The sequence below is a fragment of the Pelomonas lactea genome, from assembly GCF_043555885.1.
In the GTDB taxonomy this organism is placed as follows: Bacteria; Pseudomonadota; Gammaproteobacteria; order Burkholderiales; family Burkholderiaceae_C; genus Pelomonas; species Pelomonas lactea.
In genome coordinates this window covers 47,140-63,651 of sequence record NZ_JBIGHX010000002.1, presented here as the reverse complement: position 1 = coordinate 63,651, position 16,512 = coordinate 47,140, and the positions used below count along the sequence as shown (strand labels likewise).

Annotated in this window: 19 protein-coding genes and 2 tRNA genes; 5 read left to right on the top strand and 16 right to left on the bottom strand. The window is 69.7% G+C overall.

Features of this window, described 5'->3' with window-relative positions; genetic code table 11:
- Positions 1 to 13: 13 nt before the first annotated feature.
- On the top strand, positions 14 to 820 hold the full coding sequence (locus ACG04Q_RS04870) for a LytR/AlgR family response regulator transcription factor (RefSeq protein WP_394509740.1): 807 nt from the start codon (positions 14 to 16) through the stop codon (positions 818 to 820).
- A gap of 105 nt (positions 821 to 925) precedes the next feature.
- On the opposite strand, the gene ACG04Q_RS04865 is transcribed toward ACG04Q_RS04870, so the two are convergent.
- From ACG04Q_RS04865 to uvrC, 7 genes are all read right to left on the bottom strand, one after another.
- Positions 926 to 1,001, bottom strand: a tRNA-His gene (locus ACG04Q_RS04865).
- Positions 1,002 to 1,029: 28 nt separating this feature from the next.
- Entirely contained in the window at positions 1,030 to 2,943 is a 1,914-nt protein-coding gene (locus ACG04Q_RS04860) for a SurA N-terminal domain-containing protein (protein ID WP_394509739.1), read from the bottom strand.
- A gap of 103 nt (positions 2,944 to 3,046) precedes the next feature.
- Positions 3,047 to 3,122, bottom strand: a tRNA-Val gene (locus ACG04Q_RS04855).
- A 36-nt stretch (positions 3,123 to 3,158) separates the two neighbouring features.
- On the bottom strand, positions 3,159 to 3,431 hold the full coding sequence (locus ACG04Q_RS04850) for an HU family DNA-binding protein (RefSeq protein ID WP_394509738.1): 273 nt from the start codon (positions 3,429 to 3,431) through the stop codon (positions 3,159 to 3,161).
- 201 nt (positions 3,432 to 3,632) lie between these two features.
- Positions 3,633 to 4,199 (bottom strand): CDP-diacylglycerol--glycerol-3-phosphate 3-phosphatidyltransferase, encoded by a 567-nt coding sequence (gene pgsA, locus ACG04Q_RS04845; protein WP_394509737.1) that lies wholly within the window; start codon positions 4,197 to 4,199, stop codon positions 3,633 to 3,635.
- A gap of 139 nt (positions 4,200 to 4,338) precedes the next feature.
- A complete protein-coding gene (locus tag ACG04Q_RS04840; protein ID WP_394509735.1) occupies positions 4,339 to 4,872 on the bottom strand; it encodes a hypothetical protein in 534 nt (177 codons plus the stop codon).
- Between the two features lie 38 nt (positions 4,873 to 4,910).
- Entirely contained in the window at positions 4,911 to 6,815 is a 1,905-nt protein-coding gene (gene uvrC / locus ACG04Q_RS04835) for an excinuclease ABC subunit UvrC (RefSeq protein ID WP_394510472.1), read from the bottom strand.
- Between the two features lie 127 nt (positions 6,816 to 6,942).
- Here uvrC and earP point away from each other — a divergent pair, with 127 nt between their 5' ends.
- Both earP and efp read left to right on the top strand, forming a co-directional pair.
- Positions 6,943 to 7,986, top strand: a complete 1,044-nt coding sequence (gene earP / locus ACG04Q_RS04830) for an elongation factor P maturation arginine rhamnosyltransferase EarP (RefSeq protein ID WP_394509733.1) — start codon at positions 6,943 to 6,945, stop codon at positions 7,984 to 7,986.
- A gap of 83 nt (positions 7,987 to 8,069) precedes the next feature.
- Entirely contained in the window at positions 8,070 to 8,624 is a 555-nt protein-coding gene (gene efp / locus ACG04Q_RS04825) for an elongation factor P (protein ID WP_394509732.1), read from the top strand.
- 56 nt (positions 8,625 to 8,680) lie between these two features.
- Here the strand turns inward: efp and ACG04Q_RS04820 are convergent, their stop codons facing one another.
- The 7 genes from ACG04Q_RS04820 to mltG form a co-directional block, all read right to left on the bottom strand.
- Entirely contained in the window at positions 8,681 to 8,902 is a 222-nt protein-coding gene (locus ACG04Q_RS04820) for a hypothetical protein (RefSeq protein WP_394509731.1), read from the bottom strand.
- A gap of 118 nt (positions 8,903 to 9,020) precedes the next feature.
- The gene (locus tag ACG04Q_RS04815) at positions 9,021 to 9,674 is read right to left on the bottom strand and encodes an ankyrin repeat domain-containing protein (RefSeq protein WP_394509730.1); all 654 of its coding nucleotides are present in this window, start codon (positions 9,672 to 9,674) and stop codon (positions 9,021 to 9,023) included.
- A complete protein-coding gene (locus ACG04Q_RS04810; RefSeq protein ID WP_394509729.1) occupies positions 9,671 to 10,456 on the bottom strand; it encodes a TatD family hydrolase in 786 nt (261 codons plus the stop codon). The genes ACG04Q_RS04815 and ACG04Q_RS04810 overlap by 4 nt, the downstream gene beginning before the upstream one ends.
- Before the next feature lie 11 nt (positions 10,457 to 10,467).
- Entirely contained in the window at positions 10,468 to 10,917 is a 450-nt protein-coding gene (locus ACG04Q_RS04805) for a PilZ domain-containing protein (RefSeq protein WP_394509727.1), read from the bottom strand.
- Positions 10,918 to 10,930: 13 nt separating this feature from the next.
- A complete protein-coding gene (locus ACG04Q_RS04800) occupies positions 10,931 to 11,935 on the bottom strand; it encodes a DNA polymerase III subunit delta' (RefSeq protein WP_394509726.1) in 1,005 nt (334 codons plus the stop codon).
- Positions 11,935 to 12,549, bottom strand: coding sequence for a dTMP kinase (gene tmk, locus ACG04Q_RS04795; RefSeq protein WP_394509725.1), 615 nt, complete (start codon positions 12,547 to 12,549; stop codon positions 11,935 to 11,937). The genes ACG04Q_RS04800 and tmk overlap by 1 nt, the downstream gene beginning before the upstream one ends.
- On the bottom strand, positions 12,546 to 13,541 hold the full coding sequence (mltG, locus tag ACG04Q_RS04790; RefSeq protein ID WP_394509724.1) for an endolytic transglycosylase MltG: 996 nt from the start codon (positions 13,539 to 13,541) through the stop codon (positions 12,546 to 12,548). Before mltG ends, tmk begins: the two co-directional genes overlap by 4 nt.
- Before the next feature lie 47 nt (positions 13,542 to 13,588).
- Here mltG and ygfZ point away from each other — a divergent pair, with 47 nt between their 5' ends.
- Both ygfZ and ACG04Q_RS04780 read left to right on the top strand, forming a co-directional pair.
- On the top strand, positions 13,589 to 14,470 hold the full coding sequence (ygfZ, locus tag ACG04Q_RS04785) for a CAF17-like 4Fe-4S cluster assembly/insertion protein YgfZ (protein WP_394509723.1): 882 nt from the start codon (positions 13,589 to 13,591) through the stop codon (positions 14,468 to 14,470).
- Positions 14,471 to 14,473: 3 nt separating this feature from the next.
- Complete coding sequence (locus tag ACG04Q_RS04780; RefSeq protein ID WP_394509722.1) at positions 14,474 to 14,722, top strand: DUF4936 family protein; 249 nt, start codon at positions 14,474 to 14,476, stop codon at positions 14,720 to 14,722.
- Between the two features lie 25 nt (positions 14,723 to 14,747).
- On the opposite strand, the gene ACG04Q_RS04775 is transcribed toward ACG04Q_RS04780, so the two are convergent.
- Together ACG04Q_RS04775 and ACG04Q_RS04770 are read right to left on the bottom strand one after the other, a co-directional pair.
- On the bottom strand, positions 14,748 to 15,605 hold the full coding sequence (locus tag ACG04Q_RS04775; RefSeq protein WP_394509720.1) for a YbgC/FadM family acyl-CoA thioesterase: 858 nt from the start codon (positions 15,603 to 15,605) through the stop codon (positions 14,748 to 14,750).
- Positions 15,602 to 16,498 (bottom strand): alpha/beta hydrolase, encoded by an 897-nt coding sequence (locus ACG04Q_RS04770; RefSeq protein ID WP_394510471.1) that lies wholly within the window; start codon positions 16,496 to 16,498, stop codon positions 15,602 to 15,604. Before ACG04Q_RS04770 ends, ACG04Q_RS04775 begins: the two co-directional genes overlap by 4 nt.
- Positions 16,499 to 16,512: the final 14 nt, after the last annotated feature.

Sequence of the window (16,512 nt, the reverse complement as noted above, 5' to 3'; positions counted from 1 at the left end):
TCTGGAGACCGACATGCACGAGCGCACCGGCCCGACCGCCGTCATCGCCGAAGACGAACCCGTCCTTGCGCGCACGCTGCGCCGCCTGCTAGAACAGGCCTGGCCCGAGCTGCAGATCCTCGCGATGGCCGAGGACGGCCTGCAGGCCACAGAGCTGGCGCTGGCCCATGCGCCGGACATCATGTTCCTGGACATCAAGATGCCCGGCCGCAACGGCCTGGAGGTGGCCGAGACCGTTGCGGACGAATGGCCGGAACAGGCGGCGGAGCCACTGTTCGTGTTCGTCACGGCCTACGACGCCTACGCGGTGTCGGCCTTCGAGCGCGCCGCGGTGGACTACATCCTCAAGCCCGCGACGCCGGAGCGGCTCGCGCAGACGGTCGACCGGCTGAAGGCCAGGCTGGGCCAGCGCGCACCCCAGCCGCGCGAGGGGGAGATGGCCCAGGTGATGCAGCGCATGCAGTCCATGGGCGAAGCCCCGCAGCTGCCGCGCGAACGCATCAAGGTCATCCGCGCGGGTGTGGGCAACACGGTGCGCATGATTCCCGTCACCGACGTGATCTGCTTCGAGGCCACCGAGAAATACGTCAACGTGGTCACGGCCGGCGGCGAGGCGCTGGTGCGCATGAGCCTGCGCGAGCTGATGGCCAGCATCGATTCGGCAGACTTCATGCAGGTGCACCGCAGCGTGCTCGTCAACACCCACGCCATCCTGAGCGCGACCCGCGAGGAGAACGGCCAGTACAGCTTGAACCTGCGCGGCCTGGAGAGGCCGCTGAAGGTCAGCCGCGCGTTCAGCCACCTCTTCCGGCCCATGTAGCGACCGGCGCCGGGGCCCCGGCGAATGGACTTGCGCTCACGGCGACCCAAAAGCACAACGGCCCAGCGGATTGATTCGCTGGGCCGTTGATTCAGGCGGAAATTTTGGGGTGGCTGATGGGACTCGAACCCACGACAACAGGAATCACAATCCTGGACTCTACCAACTGAGCTACAACCACCGCTGAGCCAAAAAGTATAACCTAAAAATCAGGGTGCGCTAGCGGCGGACGCAGGAGATGCAACTTTGATGACGGCCTTGTACTGCGACTTCAGCGCGGCCAGGTAGGCCTGGCCTTCGGCGCGGGCCCAGGCGGCAGCGTATTGCTGGCTGGCGCGCTTGTCGTCGATGACGGCGGCGTCGCGCGGCTGCAGCTGGTTGATGCGAGCGACGACGTAGCCGCCATCCTCGGCAGCCACGCCCACCACGGCCGGCAGCTTGGCGGCGTCGGCGCCCAGCACGGCTTCGAGCTGCGCACGGGTCAGCTTCTCGGGCTTGGCGCGCGACACGGTCACGGCCGTATCCAGGCCGGCAACGTCGGCCGGGTTGGCCTTCAGCGCCGCCAGGCGCGCCTCGCCGGCCTTGCGGGCTTCGGCGCTGGCGAGCTTTTGCACGAGCTGTGCGCGGACCTTGTCCTTCACGTCGGACAGCGGCGGCACGCGGGCCGGGTTGTGCTGCACGACGCGGGCAGACACAAGCTGGCTCGGGCCGGTCTCGACGGCCTCGGTGTTGCGCTTGTTGCGCAGCGCGTCGGCGCCGAACACGGCGTCCAGCAGCTTGGCCGAGGCCAGCGGGCCCATCGCGCCGGCCTGCGGCTGGCGCGCGACAGTGGCGGTCTGCACCTGCAGCTTCAGCTTGTCGGCGGCGGGCTGCAGGCTGTCGGACTGTTCGTAGACGAGGTTGCCGAACTGCTCGGCAGCCTCGGCGTAGCGGCGCTGGGCCAGCTGCTTGCGCACTTCGGTCTCGACTTCGCCGCGCACGGCCTCGAACGGCTTCTTCTCGCCGCCGCGCGTGCCAGTCAGCTGGATGATGTGGAAGCCGAAATCGGTCTCGACGAGATTGCTGATCTCGCCGGCCTTCATCGCGTAGACGGCCGCGTCGAACTCCTTGACCATGGCGCCACGGCCGAAGAAGTCGAGGTCGCCGCCGTTGACGGCCGAGCCCTCGTCCTGCGAGTTCTTCTTGGCGACCTCGGCGAACGAGGACGGGTTCTTGCGCACCTGGGCCAGCAGCTCCTCCGCCTTGGCCTTGGCCTTGGCGCGCTCGTCGGCCGGCGCGCTGCGCTCGGCCTTGATGAGGATGTGGCTGGCGCGGCGCTCTTCCGGCACGCCATAGCGCGACGCGTTCTCGTCGTAGTACTTGCGCAGGTCTTCCTCGGTGAAGCTGACGTCCTTCTTCAGCGCCTCGACATCCAGCAGCAGGTACTGGATCTGGGCCGACTCAGGCAGCTGGAACTTGGCCGCGTTGGCCGGCTCCTTGTAGAAGGCTTCCAGGTCGGCATCGCTGGGGTTGAGCTTGGCGGCAAAGGCGGCCACGTCGAAGCGCTGCAGTTGCACCTCGCGCTGCTGCAGCAGCGAGTCGAAGGCGAGCTTGGCGTTGGCATTGCCGGCCACCGCGGAGGTCTCGACCGGTGCCATGACCTGGCGCAGCGCGTAGTCCTGGCGCAGGCGCTCGAGGAAGCCGGACGGCGTCATGCCCTGCGCGGCGAGGATGGCCTTGTTGACGGTGCCGTCGGGGTTGCGCAGGAAGGCCAGCTGCGGGTCGTTCCAGAAGCGGGTTTTGACCGCCTCGGCGCTGGGCGTGAAGTGCTGGTGGTTGGCGGCAGCCTGCAGCGTGCGCTCGGTGACCAGGCCGTCCAGCGCCTGCTTTTTCACCTCGGGGGTGTCCAGCAGCTTGGCATCGACGTTGGGGTTCTGGCGGCGGATGCGCTCACCCTGCTCGCGCAGCGCAACGTCCCATTCGGCCTGCGTGATCTTGCGGCCGTCGACGCTGGCCACACCAGCATTGGCGCCGCCCATCATGCTGGTATAGCCCTGCATGCCGACGAAGGCGAAGGACGGCAGGATCAGGATCAGCAGGATGAACTGGAACAGGCGGTTGTGCTGGCGAACGAAATCAAACATCTCGGAGAGCCTTCAGGGATCAAACGCAACAAAGGCGAACCGAGGTTCGCCTTCGAGGGAGCCGCATTCTAGATGCGGGACGGCGTGAGCCGCCGCGGGTGGGTGGTGGGCGCTGACGGGCTCGAACCGCCGACAATCTCCGTGTAAGGGAGGTGCTCTACCAACTGAGCTAAGCGCCCGGAAAACCGGGGATTCTAGGGACGATCAGCGCCGCGTCAGTTGACCGCGTCCTTGAGCGCCTTGCCGGGCTTGAACTTCGGCACCTTGGCGGACTTGATCTTGATCGCGTCGCCCGTCTTCGGGTTGCGCCCGGCGCGTGCGGCCCGTTTCGTGACACTGAACGTGCCAAACCCGACCAGCGACACGGTGCCGTTCTTCTTCAGCGTCGTCTTGACGCCGCCGATCACGGCCTCGAGCGCACGGCCCGCAGCGGCCTTGGAGATGTCAGCCTGCTTGGCGATGTGCTCGATCAATTCGGACTTGTTCACTCATGCCCCCAGTTGGACGATTCGGCGGTGCAAAGCTGCTAGCGAATGGCGGCCCGCGTACAGCTGGGAGCCGATCAGGGCCGCCACTTCGACGACCCGGGCTCGCGCGGGGAAGCGGATTCTAGACGCGCCCCGCAGGCCCGGCGGGGCGGGAAAAGTCCCGATACAACTCCATGTCCCGCGCACCGGCCAATGGCGTCTTCAGCGCGCCTTGGCGCGGATCTCCGGCAGCGCCTTCTGCAGGTAGTACACCATCGACCAGATGGTCAGCACGACGGCCGCATAGATCAGCCAGGTGCCCCACACGCGGGTCGGGATGACGCCGAACAGCAGGCCGTCGAACAGCAGGAACGGGATGGCCACCATCTGCACGGTGGTCTTGAGCTTGCCCACCATGTGCACGGCCACGCTGCGTGACGCGCCGATCTGCGCCATCCATTCGCGCAGCGCCGAGATGGCGATCTCGCGGCCGACGATGACCAGCGCGACGAAGGCGTTCACGCGGCCCAGTTCCAGCAGGATGAGCAGTGCCGAGCAGACGAGGAACTTGTCGGCCACCGGGTCCAGGAAGGCGCCGAAGGACGAGGTCTGGTTGAGCTTGCGGGCCAGGTAGCCGTCCAGCCAGTCGGTCAGCGCGACGACGATGAACAGGCCCGTCGCGAACAGGTTCTGGTGGGCTGGCGCCAGCTCCAGGTAGAACACCCCGACGATGAGCGGGATGGCCACGATGCGGGCCCAGGTCAGCAGGGTGGGAAGCGTCCAGAACATGTCAGTGCCCGCTCGGTCGTTCGGAGAGCAGCAGTACCCCCGCGGAGGGCAGCGAACGGAGTGAGCGTCGGGACCGTGTCATCAGGCCATTGTGCCCAAGGCTGGGGCGTTGACGCCCAAACCTTGTGGTGGCGACCCGTCAATCCAGGCTGCGCGGCTTGAAGCGGCGGTCCTCGTCGAACAGGAAGCTCTCGGTGAACCGCCAGGGCTCGGGCATGCGGCGCACGTCACCGAACGGCGCGGCGCGGTGCACCGCGTCGATGGCCATCTGCAATGTCTCGGGCCCGAAGCGCGGCGGGCGCAGCACGTTGATCTTTCGCACGCTGCCGTCGGCCTTGAGCTCGACGTCCAGCACGACGACGGTGAGCAGGTGCGATGGCGCCGGCGTCATGAAGCTGCGCTCGGGGTTGGCCATCACGAGGCGTTCGGCGGCCTGGCGGCGCAGTTCTTCGGGCGTACGCACCGCCTTGGGCGCCGGCAGCCCCCGGGGCTTGGTCGTCGCAGCGGAGGGCTGCGGCGCCGCCGGCGTCGCTGCCGCGGCCGCCGGAGCCGCGGTGGGAGCGGCGGGTGGCGCCGGCGCAGGAGCCGGTGCGCGCGGCGCGACGCCGCAGGCGGCCAGCAGTGGCGCGATCAGCCAATGGGCCGTGCGACGCGAGCGTTCGACGATGGACATGGTGTGCTCCTCCAGCAGCGATTTTTGTCGGGTTGCGCTCAGTGCAGCGCGCGGTAGATTTCTTCGGCCAGGTCGCGCGAGATGCCTTTCACGCTGCACAGCTCGTCGACGCTGGCGCCCGCCACGCCGCGCACGCCGCCAAAGCGCTGCAGCAGCTGCGAGCGCTTCTTGGGGCCGACGCCAGGCACGTCCTCCAGCCGCGAGCCGCCGGTGCGCGTGGCGGCGCGCTTGGCGCGCATGCCGGTGATGGCGAAGCGGTGCGCCTCGTCACGGATCTGCGCGATCAGCATCAGCGCGGCCGAGTCGCGGCCGAGGTAGACCTTCTCGCGGCCGTCGGCGAACACCAGCTCTTCCAGGCCGACCTTGCGGCCCTCGCCCTTCTCGACGCCGGCGATGAGGCTCAGGTCCAGCCCCAGCTCCTCGAACACCTCGCGCGCCATGCTGACCTGGCCGCGGCCGCCGTCCACCAGCACGAGGTCCGGCAATCTCGGCACATTCGGGCCGGTGCCGAGCTGCGCGGCCTCGGCCATCTTGGCGTAGCGGCGCGTCAGCACCTGGCGCATGGCGGCATAGTCGTCACCGCCGGTGATGCCTTCGATGTTGTAGCGGCGGTACTGGCTGCTCTGCATCTGGTGGCCCTCGAACACGACGCAGCTGGCCATCGTCGCCTCGCCGGCGGTGTGGCTGATGTCGAAGCACTCGACGCGGAAGCTGTCGATCTCGGTGACGGACAGGTCCAGCGCGTCCACCAGCGCCCGCGTGCGCGCCTGCTGCGATCCCTCCTCGGCCAGCAGCCGCGCCAGCGCCAGCTCGCCGCCCTTGACGCACATCTCCAGCCAGATGCGGCGCTGGCCGCGCGGCTGGGCCTGCACGGTGACCCGGCTGCCGGCTTGGCTGCCCAGTACCTCGCCCAGGCCGGCATCGACCGGCTCGCTGACGAGGATGAGGCCCGGCACCGGCGACGCCAGGTAGTGGTGCGCCATGAAGGCCTCCAGCACCTGCCGCTCGGGCGACAGCGGCTCCTCGTCGTCCAGCAGCATGGCCGTCGCATCGTCGACATGCTTGGGGAAGAACGCGCGGTCGCCGAGGTGCCGGCCGCCGCGCACCATCGCCAGGTTCACGCAGGCCTTGCCGCCCTGCACCTTGACGGCCAGGATGTCCACGTCGCGGTCGCGGCCGGTGGCGCTGCTCTCCTCGACGACCTGCTGCTGCAGCACCTTGGACAGCGCCTGGATCTGGTTGCGCACCTCGGCCGCCAGCTCGTACTGGAAGCGCTCGGCGTAGGCCGCCATCTGCGCCTGCAGCGAGGCCATGACCTCGTCGGTCTCGCCGCGCAGGAAGGCCTCGGCGCTCTGCACGTCTCGCGCGTACTCGCCGGTCTGGCCGGACGGCACGCACGGGCCGGAGCAGCGCTTGATCTGGTGCAGCAGGCAGGGCCGGCTGCGGTTGTTGAACACGCTGTCCTCACAGGTGCGCAGCTTGAAGACCTTCTGCATCAGCTGGATGGACTCCTTCACCGCCCAGGCACTCGGGAACGGGCCGAAGTACTGGTGGCGCTTGTCCACCGCGCCGCGGTAGTAGGCCATGCGCGGCCAGGCGTGAGACGTGATCTTCAGGTAGGGGTAGCTCTTGTCGTCCCGGAACAGGATGTTGAAGCGCGGGTTCAACGTCTTGATCAGGTTGTTCTCGAGCAGCAGCGCCTCCGCCTCGGTGCGCACCACCGTGGTTTCCATGCGGGCGATGCGCGCCACCATCATGCCGATGCGCGTGCCGCCATGGTTCTTCTGGAAGTAGCTGCTGACGCGCTTCTTCAGGTCCTTGGCCTTGCCGACGTAGAGCACGTCGCCCTTCGCATCGAAGTAGCGATAGACGCCCGGCAGCGCGGGCAGCGCATTCACCTCGGCCAGCAGCTTCTCGCGCGTCTGGCGGGCGGCGGCCTCCATGTCGATGGCGCGCTGCTGCTCGGCGGCTTCGATGGCGGCGCGTTCGGCCTGGTACTGCTCGACGGGGTCGGTGCTGGGAGGGGGCGTGCTGGACATCGGCCGGATTTTGGCCTGGGACAATGCCGCGATGAGAGAGCCGCTGCTTTGGGACATCTTCTGCCGCGTCATCGACAACCACGGTGACCTGGGCGTGTGCTGGCGGCTGGCGCGGGACATCGTCGCTCGTGGGCATCGCGCCAGGCTGTGGGTCGACGACGCCTCGGCGCTGGCGTGGATGGCGCCGGAGCGGCCGGACCGACGCCATGGCGTCGAGATCCGCGCCTGGCCCGAGGACGACGTCGACGCGCCCCCGGGCGAGGTGGTCATCGAGGCCTTCGGCTGCGAACTGCCGACCTTCTTCGTCGCCCGCATGGCCGGCCGGCAGCCCGCACCGCGCTGGATCAACCTCGAGTACCTCAGCGCGGAGGACTACGTCGAGCGCAGCCATGGCCTGGCCTCGCCGCAGTTTCACGGCCCCGGCGCGGGCCTGACCAAGCATTTCTTCTACCCCGGCTTCACGCCCCGCACCGGCGGGCTGCTGCGCGAGGCCGGCCTGCTGGAGCGCATCGAGACCTTCGACGGGCTGGCCTGGCTGGCGGCGCGCGGCTGGGCGCCGGAGGCCGGCGAGCGCATCGTCAGCCTGTTCGCCTATGCCAACGAGCAGCTGCCTGCGCTGCTGGCGAGCCTGGCCGAACAACCCACGCTGGTGCTGGCCTGCCCCGGGCCGCTGCAGCCCCTGATCGCCGCCCGCCCCGGTCTGCGCAGCATCGCGCTGCCCTACCTGCCGCAGGACGACTACGACCGGCTGCTGTGGGCCTGCGACCTGAACTTCGTCCGCGGGGAGGACTCCTTCGTGCGTGCGCAGTGGGCCGGCAAGCCCTTCGTCTGGCACATCTACCCGCAGCCGGAGGACGACGCCCACCACGCCAAGCTCGAGGCCTTCATGGCTCGTGCGGCGCTGCCGCCAGCCTGGCAGGCGGTGTGGCGCGGCTGGAACGGGCTGGGCGCCCTGCCCGCCTCGTTGCCCGGCCTGCCGCAAGCCACCGAGCACGCAATGCGCTGGCGTGCGCAATTGGCAGCCCAGCCTGACCTGCTGACGCAGCTGCGGGGCTTCTTAGGGGTTTCCAGCTAGAATGACGGGCTTTGCCGCGCCATACCGGATCAAATCCGCTGGAGTTCTGGTGCGCAGCTCCTGACTAATCCCGAGAGACCACCATGAAACTCGCTCAAGAAATCCGCGCCGGCAACGTGATCATGCAGGGCAAGGACCCGATGGTCGTGCTGAAGACCGAATACAGCCGTGGCGGCCGCGGCGCCGCCACCGTGCGCATGAAGATGAAGAACCTGCTCAACGGCGCCGGCGCTGAACTCGTGTTCAAGGCCGACGACAAGATGGAGCAGATCATCCTCGACAAGAAGGAGTGCACGTACACCTACTTCGCCGACCCGATGTATGTGTTCATGGACACAGAGTACAACCAGTACGAAGTCGAAGCCGAGAACATGGGCGACGCCATCTCCTACCTGGAAGACAGCATGCCCGTGGAAGTGACGTTCTACGACGGCAAGGCGATCTCGGTGGAACTGCCCACCAGCGTCGTGCGCGAGATCGAGACCGAGCCGGCCGTCAAGGGCGACACCTCGGGCAAGGTCATGAAGCCCGCCCGCCTGGTCGGCACCGGCTTCGAGATCTCCGTGCCGCTGTTCGTCGAGAACGGCGACAAGATCGAAATCGACACCCGCACGCACGAGTACCGCAAGCGCGTCTGAACGCCGCTCAGGTTCGGCCTGCAAGAAAACGCCCGCATCAGCGGGCGTTTTTGTTTTTACAGCGCATCGTTCGACAGGTCGGGCACGTCGGTCTCGGCATCGATCTCGCTGTCGAAGGCGGCGCTGGCCTTGACGGGAATCCACGGCCGGTCCAGCGGCCGGTAGACGCGGCGCTGCAGCCGGGCCAGACGGTCGGAGCGCTCGATGGCCGTCATCACCTCGGCAGGCGAGATCAGCATCGCGAACGGGTCGGCCAGGTTCGGGGTGGTGGACAGCATGGTGGGCCTCTTCAGGAAGTCGATGGCTTCACTGTAGGCAGCCGCCCCAAAACGCAACAGTCGGTTCAGCGCGCGAGGCGCTGTAAGACTTTCCCTTACACGCCCGCAGCGGCGTGCATTACTTGGCGCCGTCTGCCGCCCGCTGCCGATCGGCCATCGCGGCGCGCAGGTCGGCGGCCATGCGGTCCCGCCCGCCGCGCTTGGCGAAGTCGGCGGCCGTCAGTTCCTGCTCGTTGGCCGCGCGCGGCTCGGCGCCGGCCTTCAGCAGCAGCGGCACCAGGTCGCCGCTGCCGTAGCGGGCGGCCATCATCAACGGCGTGGTGCCGTTGTCGGAGCGCGCGTTCAACTCCGCGCCCTGCGCGATGAGGAACTCGGCCACGCCGTTGTCCGGCCCGCTGCAGGCGTAGTGCAGCGGCGTCCAGCCCTTGCGGTTGATGTCGGCGCCGCGCTTGACCAATGCCTTCACGGCGGGCAGCGAGCCGCGGATGGCAGCCAGCATCAGCGGCGTCTCGCCGTCGGCGTTGACGGCGTTCACGTTCGTCTGCGGCACGGCCAGCAACGCTTCCAGCGCGCGCTGCGAGCCTTCGCGCACGGCCGTGAACAGCGCCGTGCGGCCGCGGTTGTCGGTCAGGTTGGGGTCCACACCCTTGGCCAGCAGGGCCTGCACGACGCGCGGGTCGTTCATCTCGGCGGCGATCACGAGGTCGTCAACGGGCGTCGCATGGGCCAGCGCGGCCGCGGCCAGCGCCAGCGTGGCAATCAGCAGCTTCATGCGGCCTCCGGCAGCTTGAACAGGCGGCGCGTGTTGGCCGTCGCGATGGCAGCCAGCTCGTGCACGGGCAGGCCCACGGCGTCCGCCACGGCCTTGGCCACGTGCGGCACGTACGCCGGCGTGTTGGTCTTGCCGCGGAACGGCACGGGCGCCAGATAGGGGCTGTCGGTCTCGATCAGCACGCGGTCCAGCGGCAGCAGCTTCAGCAGGTCGCGCAGGTCCTGCGCGTTCTTGAAGCTGACGATGCCGGAGAACGAGATGTAGTAGCCGCGCTCCACCGCCGCCAGCGCCACCTCGGCCGTCTCGGTGAAGCAGTGGAATACGCCGCCTGCCTGCTCGCCGCCCTCCTCGTCCAGCACGCGCAGCGTGTCGGCGGCGCTCGCCCGGGTGTGGATGACCAGCGGTTTGCCCGCCCGCTTCGCGGCGCGGATGTGGGTGCGGAAGCGCTCGCGCTGCCACTCCATGTCGGCGATGCTGCGGCCGTTCAGGCGGTAGTAGTCCAGCCCCGTCTCGCCGATGGCGACGACGCGCGGCCGCGCCGCCAGCGCCACCAGCTCGGCCACGTCGGGCTCGCGCATGTCCTCGGTGTCGGGGTGCACGCCGACGGTGGACCACAACACGTCATGCGCCATGGCCAGCGCGTGGACGTCCTCGAACTCCTCCATCTGCGTGCAGATGCAGATGGCCTGCACCACCTGCGCGTTGCGCATGTCGGCCAGGATGTCGGGCAGCCGCTGCTTCAGTTCGGGGAAGCTGAGGTGGCAATGCGAGTCAACAAACATCGATCAGGGAATCAAAGCGTCTGGGTCGGCTTGCTCGACGACACGGCCGTGCCCAGGATTTCCTCGATGCGCACGCGGATCAGCCGCGTCTTCTCGTCGCCGGGGAAGCGCACGCCCACGCCCTGCGTGCGGCCACCGGACGCGTTGGCCGGTGTCAGCCACGCGACCTTGCCGGCCACCGGGTAGCGCTGGTTGTCCTCGGGCAGGGCCAGCAGCAGGTAGATGTCTTCGCCGAGCTTGTAGTCACGCGTGGTCGGCACGAACAGGCCGCCCTCGGTGAAGGCCGGGATGTAGGCCGCGTACAGCGCCGACTTCTCGCGGAATACCAGCTGGATGACGCTGGGCCGCGCGCCGGAACTCGCGCCCTGCCCGCCCACCGTGGGCAACGGCAGGGAACCGCCCAGCTGGCTGGGCTGGAATTGCAGGGAGGCCGGGCCTTGCTTGGATTGGGCGTCGCTCATGCGCGGAGTGTATTCACCGGAGAGACGCCATCATGGCCGCCTGGGCTTGCGCCACCAGCGCCTCGATCCACAGGCTGGCGTTCAGCGGGTGATCGGCATGCCGGGACGCCCGGCGCAGCTCCGCATCCCAGGCCAGCAGCGGTGCCGCCTTCTTCGGCGACGGCAGCGACGCTGCGGCGAAGAACTGCCCCGGCTGGCCATGGCTGCGGCGCAGCAGGTCGTGGCACAGCCGCTGCAGCGCGTCGATGGCGCGCGGCGGCGGCAGCTCTGACAGCGCCTGCACCTCGCCGCGCGCGACGCGCTTCGGCATGGCCTGCCAGGCGGCATCCGTCAGCCCGGCCTGAAACCATGCCAGCGCCTGCTGCGGCCGGCCGCCGGTCGCGTCCAGCAGACCCTCGGCGCCCTGCACACCCTTGGACGCCAGCCAGGCCAGCGCCGCCGAGCGCTCGGGCAGCGCCAGCGGCAGCGGCTGGCAGCGGCTGCGGATGGTGGGCAGCAGGCTGGCGCTGTCATGGCTGGCGAGTGCGAAGCGCAGCAGGCCGGACGGCTCCTCCAGCGTCTTCAGCAGCGCATTGGCCGCCACGCCATTGAGCGCCTCGGCCGGGAAGATGACGACGACCTTGGCCTTGCCACGCGCCGACGTCGCCTGCGCGAACGACAGCAGGCCGCGCACCGCCTCGACCTTGATCTCCTTGCTGGGCTTGGCCTTGCCGGCCTTGACGTCGATTTCCTCGAACGGCAGGCCCAGCGACTCGCGCGCGGTGGCGTCCAGTGCCTCCGGCAGCAGGAGCTGAAAGTCGGGGTGAGTGCCACTCGCGAACAGCTTGCAGCTGGCGCACTGGTTGCAGGCGGGCTGCCCGGGCGCGGCGGCCTCGCAGAGCCAGCTCTGCGCCAGCTTGACGGCCAGCTCCAGCTGCCCGACGCCGGCCGGCCCCTGCACCAGCAGCGCGTGCGAGCGGGCGCGCGTCAGCGCATCGGTCAGCGGCCCTTGCAGCCAGGGGAGATCGGCGTTCAGCATCAGGAATAGCGCGCGGCCAGCGCCGCGATCACGGCGGCGCCCACCTGCTCGACGGTGCCGCTGGCATCGATGCGCACGATGCGCTGCGGCGCCGCGGCCGCGCGGGCCGCGTAGCCGGCGCGCACGCGCTCGAAGAAGTCCAGGTCCAGCTGCTCGATGCGGTCCGCCTCGCGGGCGCTGGCGCGGCGGGCGGCGGCCTGCTCGGCGGGCAGGTCGAACCACAACGTCAGCTCGGGCTCGGTGCCTTCCTGCACCCAATCGGCCAGCGGGTTCAGCACCGTCAGCGGCAGGCCGCGGCCGCCGCCCTGGTAGGCGAAGCTCGCGTCCGTGAAGCGGTCGCACAGCAGCGTCTTGCCGGCTGCCAGCGCGGGCTTGATGACGGTCTCCACATGGTCGCGCCGGCCGGCGAACATCAGCAGCACCTCGGTCAGCGAGCCCATCGGCTGCTTCAGCACGATGTCGCGCAGCGTCTCGGCCAGCGGCGTGCCACCGGGCTCGCGGCTGAGCTGCACGTCGTCGCCGCGGGCGCGGAACCAGTCGGCCACCGCCTGGATGTGGGTGGACTTGCCGGCACCGTCGATGCCTTCGAAGCTGATGAAACGTCCTGAACTCACTTGCCGCCGCGTTGGTATTTGTTGACCGCGCGATTGTGCGCGGCGAGGTCGTCGCTGAATTCGCTGCTGCCGTCGCCGCGCGCCACGAAGTACAGCGACTTCACGGGCGCCGGGTTCAGCGCCGCCGCCAGCGACGCCGCGCCGGGCATCGCGATGGGCGTGGGCGGCAGGCCGCCACGCGTGTAGGTGTTGAACGGCGTGTCGGCCAGCAGGTCGCGCTTGCGCAGGTTGCCGTCGAAGGCCTCGCCCAGGCCGTAGATGACGGTCGGGTCGGTCTGCAGCGGCATGCCCAGGCGCAGCCGGTTCACAAACACGGCGGCGACGCGGCTGCGGTCGGCCGGCGTGCCGGTTTCCTTCTCGACGATGGAGGCGAGGATCAAGGCCTCGTCGGCCGACTTCAGCGGCAGGTTGGCGGCGCGCTTGTCCCAGGCGGCGGCGAGGCGCTTCTTCATCGCGTCGCGGGCGCGCTTGAGCACGGTCAGGTCGCTGACGCCGCGGCTGTACGCATAGGTGTCGGGGAAGAAGCGGCCCTCGGGCGCCACGCCCGGCTCGCCCAAGGCGGCCATCAGCTCGGCGTCGCTCATCCCGGCCGTTTTGGGCTTGAGCGACGGCGCGGCGGCCAGCGCGGCCCGCACCTGGCGCCAGTTCCAGCCTTCGATGAGGCGCAGCTGCTCCAGGATCTGGTCGCCGCGCACCATCTTGTCCAGCAGCTCGCGCGGCGTGACGCCGGCATGCACCTCATAGCTGCCGGCGCGGATCTGCTTGGCCTGCCCGGACCACTTGAACCACTGGTAGAGCCAGCGGGCATCGGTCTGCACGCCGGCGGCCACCCAGGCGCGCGCGACGTCGGCGGGGTTGGTGCCGGGCTCCACCGACAGCTCCACCGACGGCCCGGCCAGCCCCAGAGGGCTGCGCAGCCACTGCCAGGCGGCGCCGGCAGCCAGCGCCACGATCAACAACAACGCGAGCACCGCCCGCAACAGCCACTTCATGCCCTTGCTCAGGCTCCGTTCAAAGGGGGCTGATGATAATTGCCGCCATGTCCCAGACCTCCCGACTCCACCTCCGCGACTGGGGCGTCATCCGCGCCCTCGGCGCCGATGCCGCCAGCTTTCTCCACGGCCAACTGACCCAGGACTTCGCGCTGCTGGACCGCGACCACTCGCGGCTGGCTGGCTTCTGCACCGCCAAGGGCCGCTTGCTGGCGACGATGGTGGGCTGGCGCGGCGACGCCGAGGACGAGATCCTGCTGGCGCTGCCTGCCGAGACGCTGGCCGCCACGCTGAAGCGGCTGTCGATGTTCGTGCTGCGCGCCAAGTGCAAGTTGACGGACGCCAGCGCCGAGTTCGCCGTCTACGGCCTGCTGGGCACGCCGGCCGCCGGCGCGTGGACGCTGGTGCGCGAGGGTGATGCCGTGCAGATCGCACTGCCCGGCTCGGGCCGCGCGCTGCGCTTGCAGCCAGCGGCCGCCGCCGCACCTGCGGGCGCCGAGATCACGCCCGACGCCTGGGCCGGCGCCGAGGCCGCCGCCGGCCTGGCCTGGGTGCGCGGTGCCACCGTGGAGGCCTTCGTGCCGCAGATGATCAACTTCGAGGTGCTGGGCGGCGTGAACTTCAAGAAGGGCTGCTACCCGGGCCAGGAGATCGTCGCGCGCAGCCAGTACCGCGGCACGCTGAAGCGCCGGCTGCAGGTGTTCGAGACCGACGCGCCGGCCACCGTGGGCCAGGAGATCTTCCACAGCGCCGACCCCGAGCAGCCGGCCGGCGTCGTGGCAGGCGCCGGTTCGCGCGACGGCCGCACGGTCGTCGCCGCCGAGATCAAGCTCGCGGCGCTGGAAGGCGGCAGCCTGCACCTGGGGCAGGCCGGCGGTGCGACGCTGACGCCGCGCCCGCTGCCCTACGAGATTCCCCCGCAGGATTGAGTCGTGCAGCTCTACGTCTACTACCGCGTCGCCGCTGACAACGTCGACAGCGCACTCATCGCCTTCCGCAAGGCACGCGTCGAAGCGCCGATCGAGCTGCTGCAGCGCCCGGAGCCGGATGACCAGGGCCGCTGGACGTGGATGGAGATCTACCCCGCCGGCTGGGGCCACCGCGAGCCGCAGGTGGCGACGGCGATGGCGCCGTGGCTGGCGAGCGAGCGCCGCGTCGAGCGCTTCGAGATGCTGGGCTGAGGACTGGCGCCTGCGTGCGCCAGGCTTAGATCGCCCGCACCATTTCGACGTGGCCGATGCCGGCCTCCTCGAACGGCTCGCCGCGGCGCTGGAAGCCGGCGCGCAGGTAGAAGTTCTCGGCCGACAGCTGCGCATGCAGCAGCACCTCGCGGTAGCCCTGCTGCTTCGCCTGGGTCATCAACGCGTCCAGCACCAGCCGGCCGATCTGGCCGCCGCGCATGGAGCGCCGCACGGCCATGCGGCCGATCTTGGCCACACCCGGCACATGCTCCAGCAGCCGGCCCGTGGCCAGCGGCAGCCCGAAGCGGTTGCGCGCCAGCGCGTGCAGGCAGCTCGCGTCGGCGCTGTCCCATTCCATGTCGGCGGGGATGTGCTGCTCCTCGACGAACACCTCGCGGCGGATGGCCGTCGCGGCCTGGCCGTGCTCGGCCCAGCTTCCCAGCGTGATGTCGACGACCGGCTGACCGGCCTCGAAGTCGTGGATGAGCCCGCGCAGCGCGTCCGGCACCGGCTGCGGCGACTGCGTGGCCGGGTCGGCGAAGACGTAGACCATCTCCGCCTGCACCAGCATGTGCTCGCCGTGGAAGACGGCGCCGTCCACCTTCATCGAGCTGTTGCCGAACTCGCGGCAGCGGATGCCGATGTCCAGCCGGTCGTCGTAGCGGGCCGAGCCGCGGTAGTCCAGCGTCGCGCGGCGCACGTAAAGGTCGCCGCCCAGGCTCTTCATCGTTTCGGCGTAGGGCATGGCCAGCGCGCGCCAGTAGCCGCTGACGGCGGTGTCCAGGTAGGTGAGGTAATGCCCGTTGAAGACGATGCCCTGGGCGTCGATCTCGGCCCAGCGCACGCGCAGGGGTTCGAGGTGGCGGAAGTCGGTGCGCTTCATGGTTGGAGGTACTCCCTGATGGCGGTGGCGCAGGCATCCAAGGCGGTGAGCGCCTCGGGGATCTGACGCCCCATTTTGATGAAGTCGTGCGTGACGCCGCGGTACAGCTCCAGCTGCACCGGCACGCCGGCCGCGCGCAGCTTGTCGGCGTAGGCAATGCCCTCGTCCACCAGCGGGTCGCATTCGGCCAGCACGAGGCAGGCGGGCGCGAGGCCGGCATGGTCATCGGCCTCCAGCGGCGCGAAGCGCCAGTCGTGGCGCTGCGCGCGGTCAAGGTAATGACCGAAGAACCACTCGATGCTGGCGGCGTCGAGCAGGAAACCGTTGGAGAACAGTTTGTGCGACGGTGTGCCGGGCTGGCTGGCCGTGCCGGGCGTGATCAGCAACTGCCCCTTCAGCGGCAGGCCGCGGTCGCGGGCGAAGAAGGCGGTGCTGGCGGCCAGCGTGCCGCCGGCACTGTCGCCGCCGACGGCCAGGCGCGCGCCGTCCAGCCCGAGTGACGCCGCGTGCTCGTGCAACCAGGCCAGCGCGGCCCAGGCGTCGTCCACGGCGGCGGGGAAGCGGTGCTCGGGCGCGAGGCGGTAGTCCAACGCCAGCACCGCGGCGCCGCTGCGCAGGGCCAACTGGCGGCACAGGCTGTCGTGCGTCTCCAGGTCGCCGATCGTGAAGCCGCCGCCGTGCAGGTAGAGCAGCACGGGCAGCCGTTCGGCACTCGGGGCATACAGCCGCGCGGGACGGCCGGCGGCTTCGAGGTTGTCGACGCGGGGCAGCGGCGCGCGCGGCAGGTCCAGGATCTCGGCGCCCATGCGGTAGGCCAGCCGCGCGTCGCGGGGCGTGAGGCTGTGGAACGGCGGGCGGTTGGCGCGGTGGATGCGTTCAAGCACGCCGGCCATGCGCGGCGTCAGGA

Bases quoted from the DNA above. Each gene is read 5' to 3' on its own strand.
- efp (WP_394509732.1), top strand. From the start codon at position 8,070: ATGAAACTCGCTCAAGAAATCCGCGCCGGCAACGTGATCATGCAGGGC.
- ACG04Q_RS04775 (WP_394509720.1), bottom strand. From the start codon at position 15,605: ATGAAGCGCACCGACTTCCGCCACCTCGAACCCCTGCGCGTGCGCTGG.
- pgsA (WP_394509737.1), bottom strand. From the start codon at position 4,199: ATGTTCTGGACGCTTCCCACCCTGCTGACCTGGGCCCGCATCGTGGCC.
- ygfZ (WP_394509723.1), top strand. From the start codon at position 13,589: ATGTCCCAGACCTCCCGACTCCACCTCCGCGACTGGGGCGTCATCCGC.
- ACG04Q_RS04805 (WP_394509727.1), bottom strand. From the start codon at position 10,917: ATGAGCGACGCCCAATCCAAGCAAGGCCCGGCCTCCCTGCAATTCCAG.
- earP (WP_394509733.1), top strand. From the start codon at position 6,943: ATGAGAGAGCCGCTGCTTTGGGACATCTTCTGCCGCGTCATCGACAAC.
- ACG04Q_RS04820 (WP_394509731.1), bottom strand. From the start codon at position 8,902: ATGCTGTCCACCACCCCGAACCTGGCCGACCCGTTCGCGATGCTGATC.
- uvrC (WP_394510472.1), bottom strand. From the start codon at position 6,815: ATGGAGGCCGCCGCCCGCCAGACGCGCGAGAAGCTGCTGGCCGAGGTG.
- ACG04Q_RS04770 (WP_394510471.1), bottom strand. From the start codon at position 16,498: ATGGCCGGCGTGCTTGAACGCATCCACCGCGCCAACCGCCCGCCGTTC.
- mltG (WP_394509724.1), bottom strand. From the start codon at position 13,541: ATGAAGTGGCTGTTGCGGGCGGTGCTCGCGTTGTTGTTGATCGTGGCG.
- ACG04Q_RS04870 (WP_394509740.1), top strand. From the start codon at position 14: ATGCACGAGCGCACCGGCCCGACCGCCGTCATCGCCGAAGACGAACCC.
- ACG04Q_RS04840 (WP_394509735.1), bottom strand. From the start codon at position 4,872: ATGTCCATCGTCGAACGCTCGCGTCGCACGGCCCATTGGCTGATCGCG.
- ACG04Q_RS04860 (WP_394509739.1), bottom strand. From the start codon at position 2,943: ATGTTTGATTTCGTTCGCCAGCACAACCGCCTGTTCCAGTTCATCCTG.
- ACG04Q_RS04815 (WP_394509730.1), bottom strand. From the start codon at position 9,674: ATGAAGCTGCTGATTGCCACGCTGGCGCTGGCCGCGGCCGCGCTGGCC.
- ACG04Q_RS04810 (WP_394509729.1), bottom strand. From the start codon at position 10,456: ATGTTTGTTGACTCGCATTGCCACCTCAGCTTCCCCGAACTGAAGCAG.
- ACG04Q_RS04800 (WP_394509726.1), bottom strand. From the start codon at position 11,935: ATGCTGAACGCCGATCTCCCCTGGCTGCAAGGGCCGCTGACCGATGCG.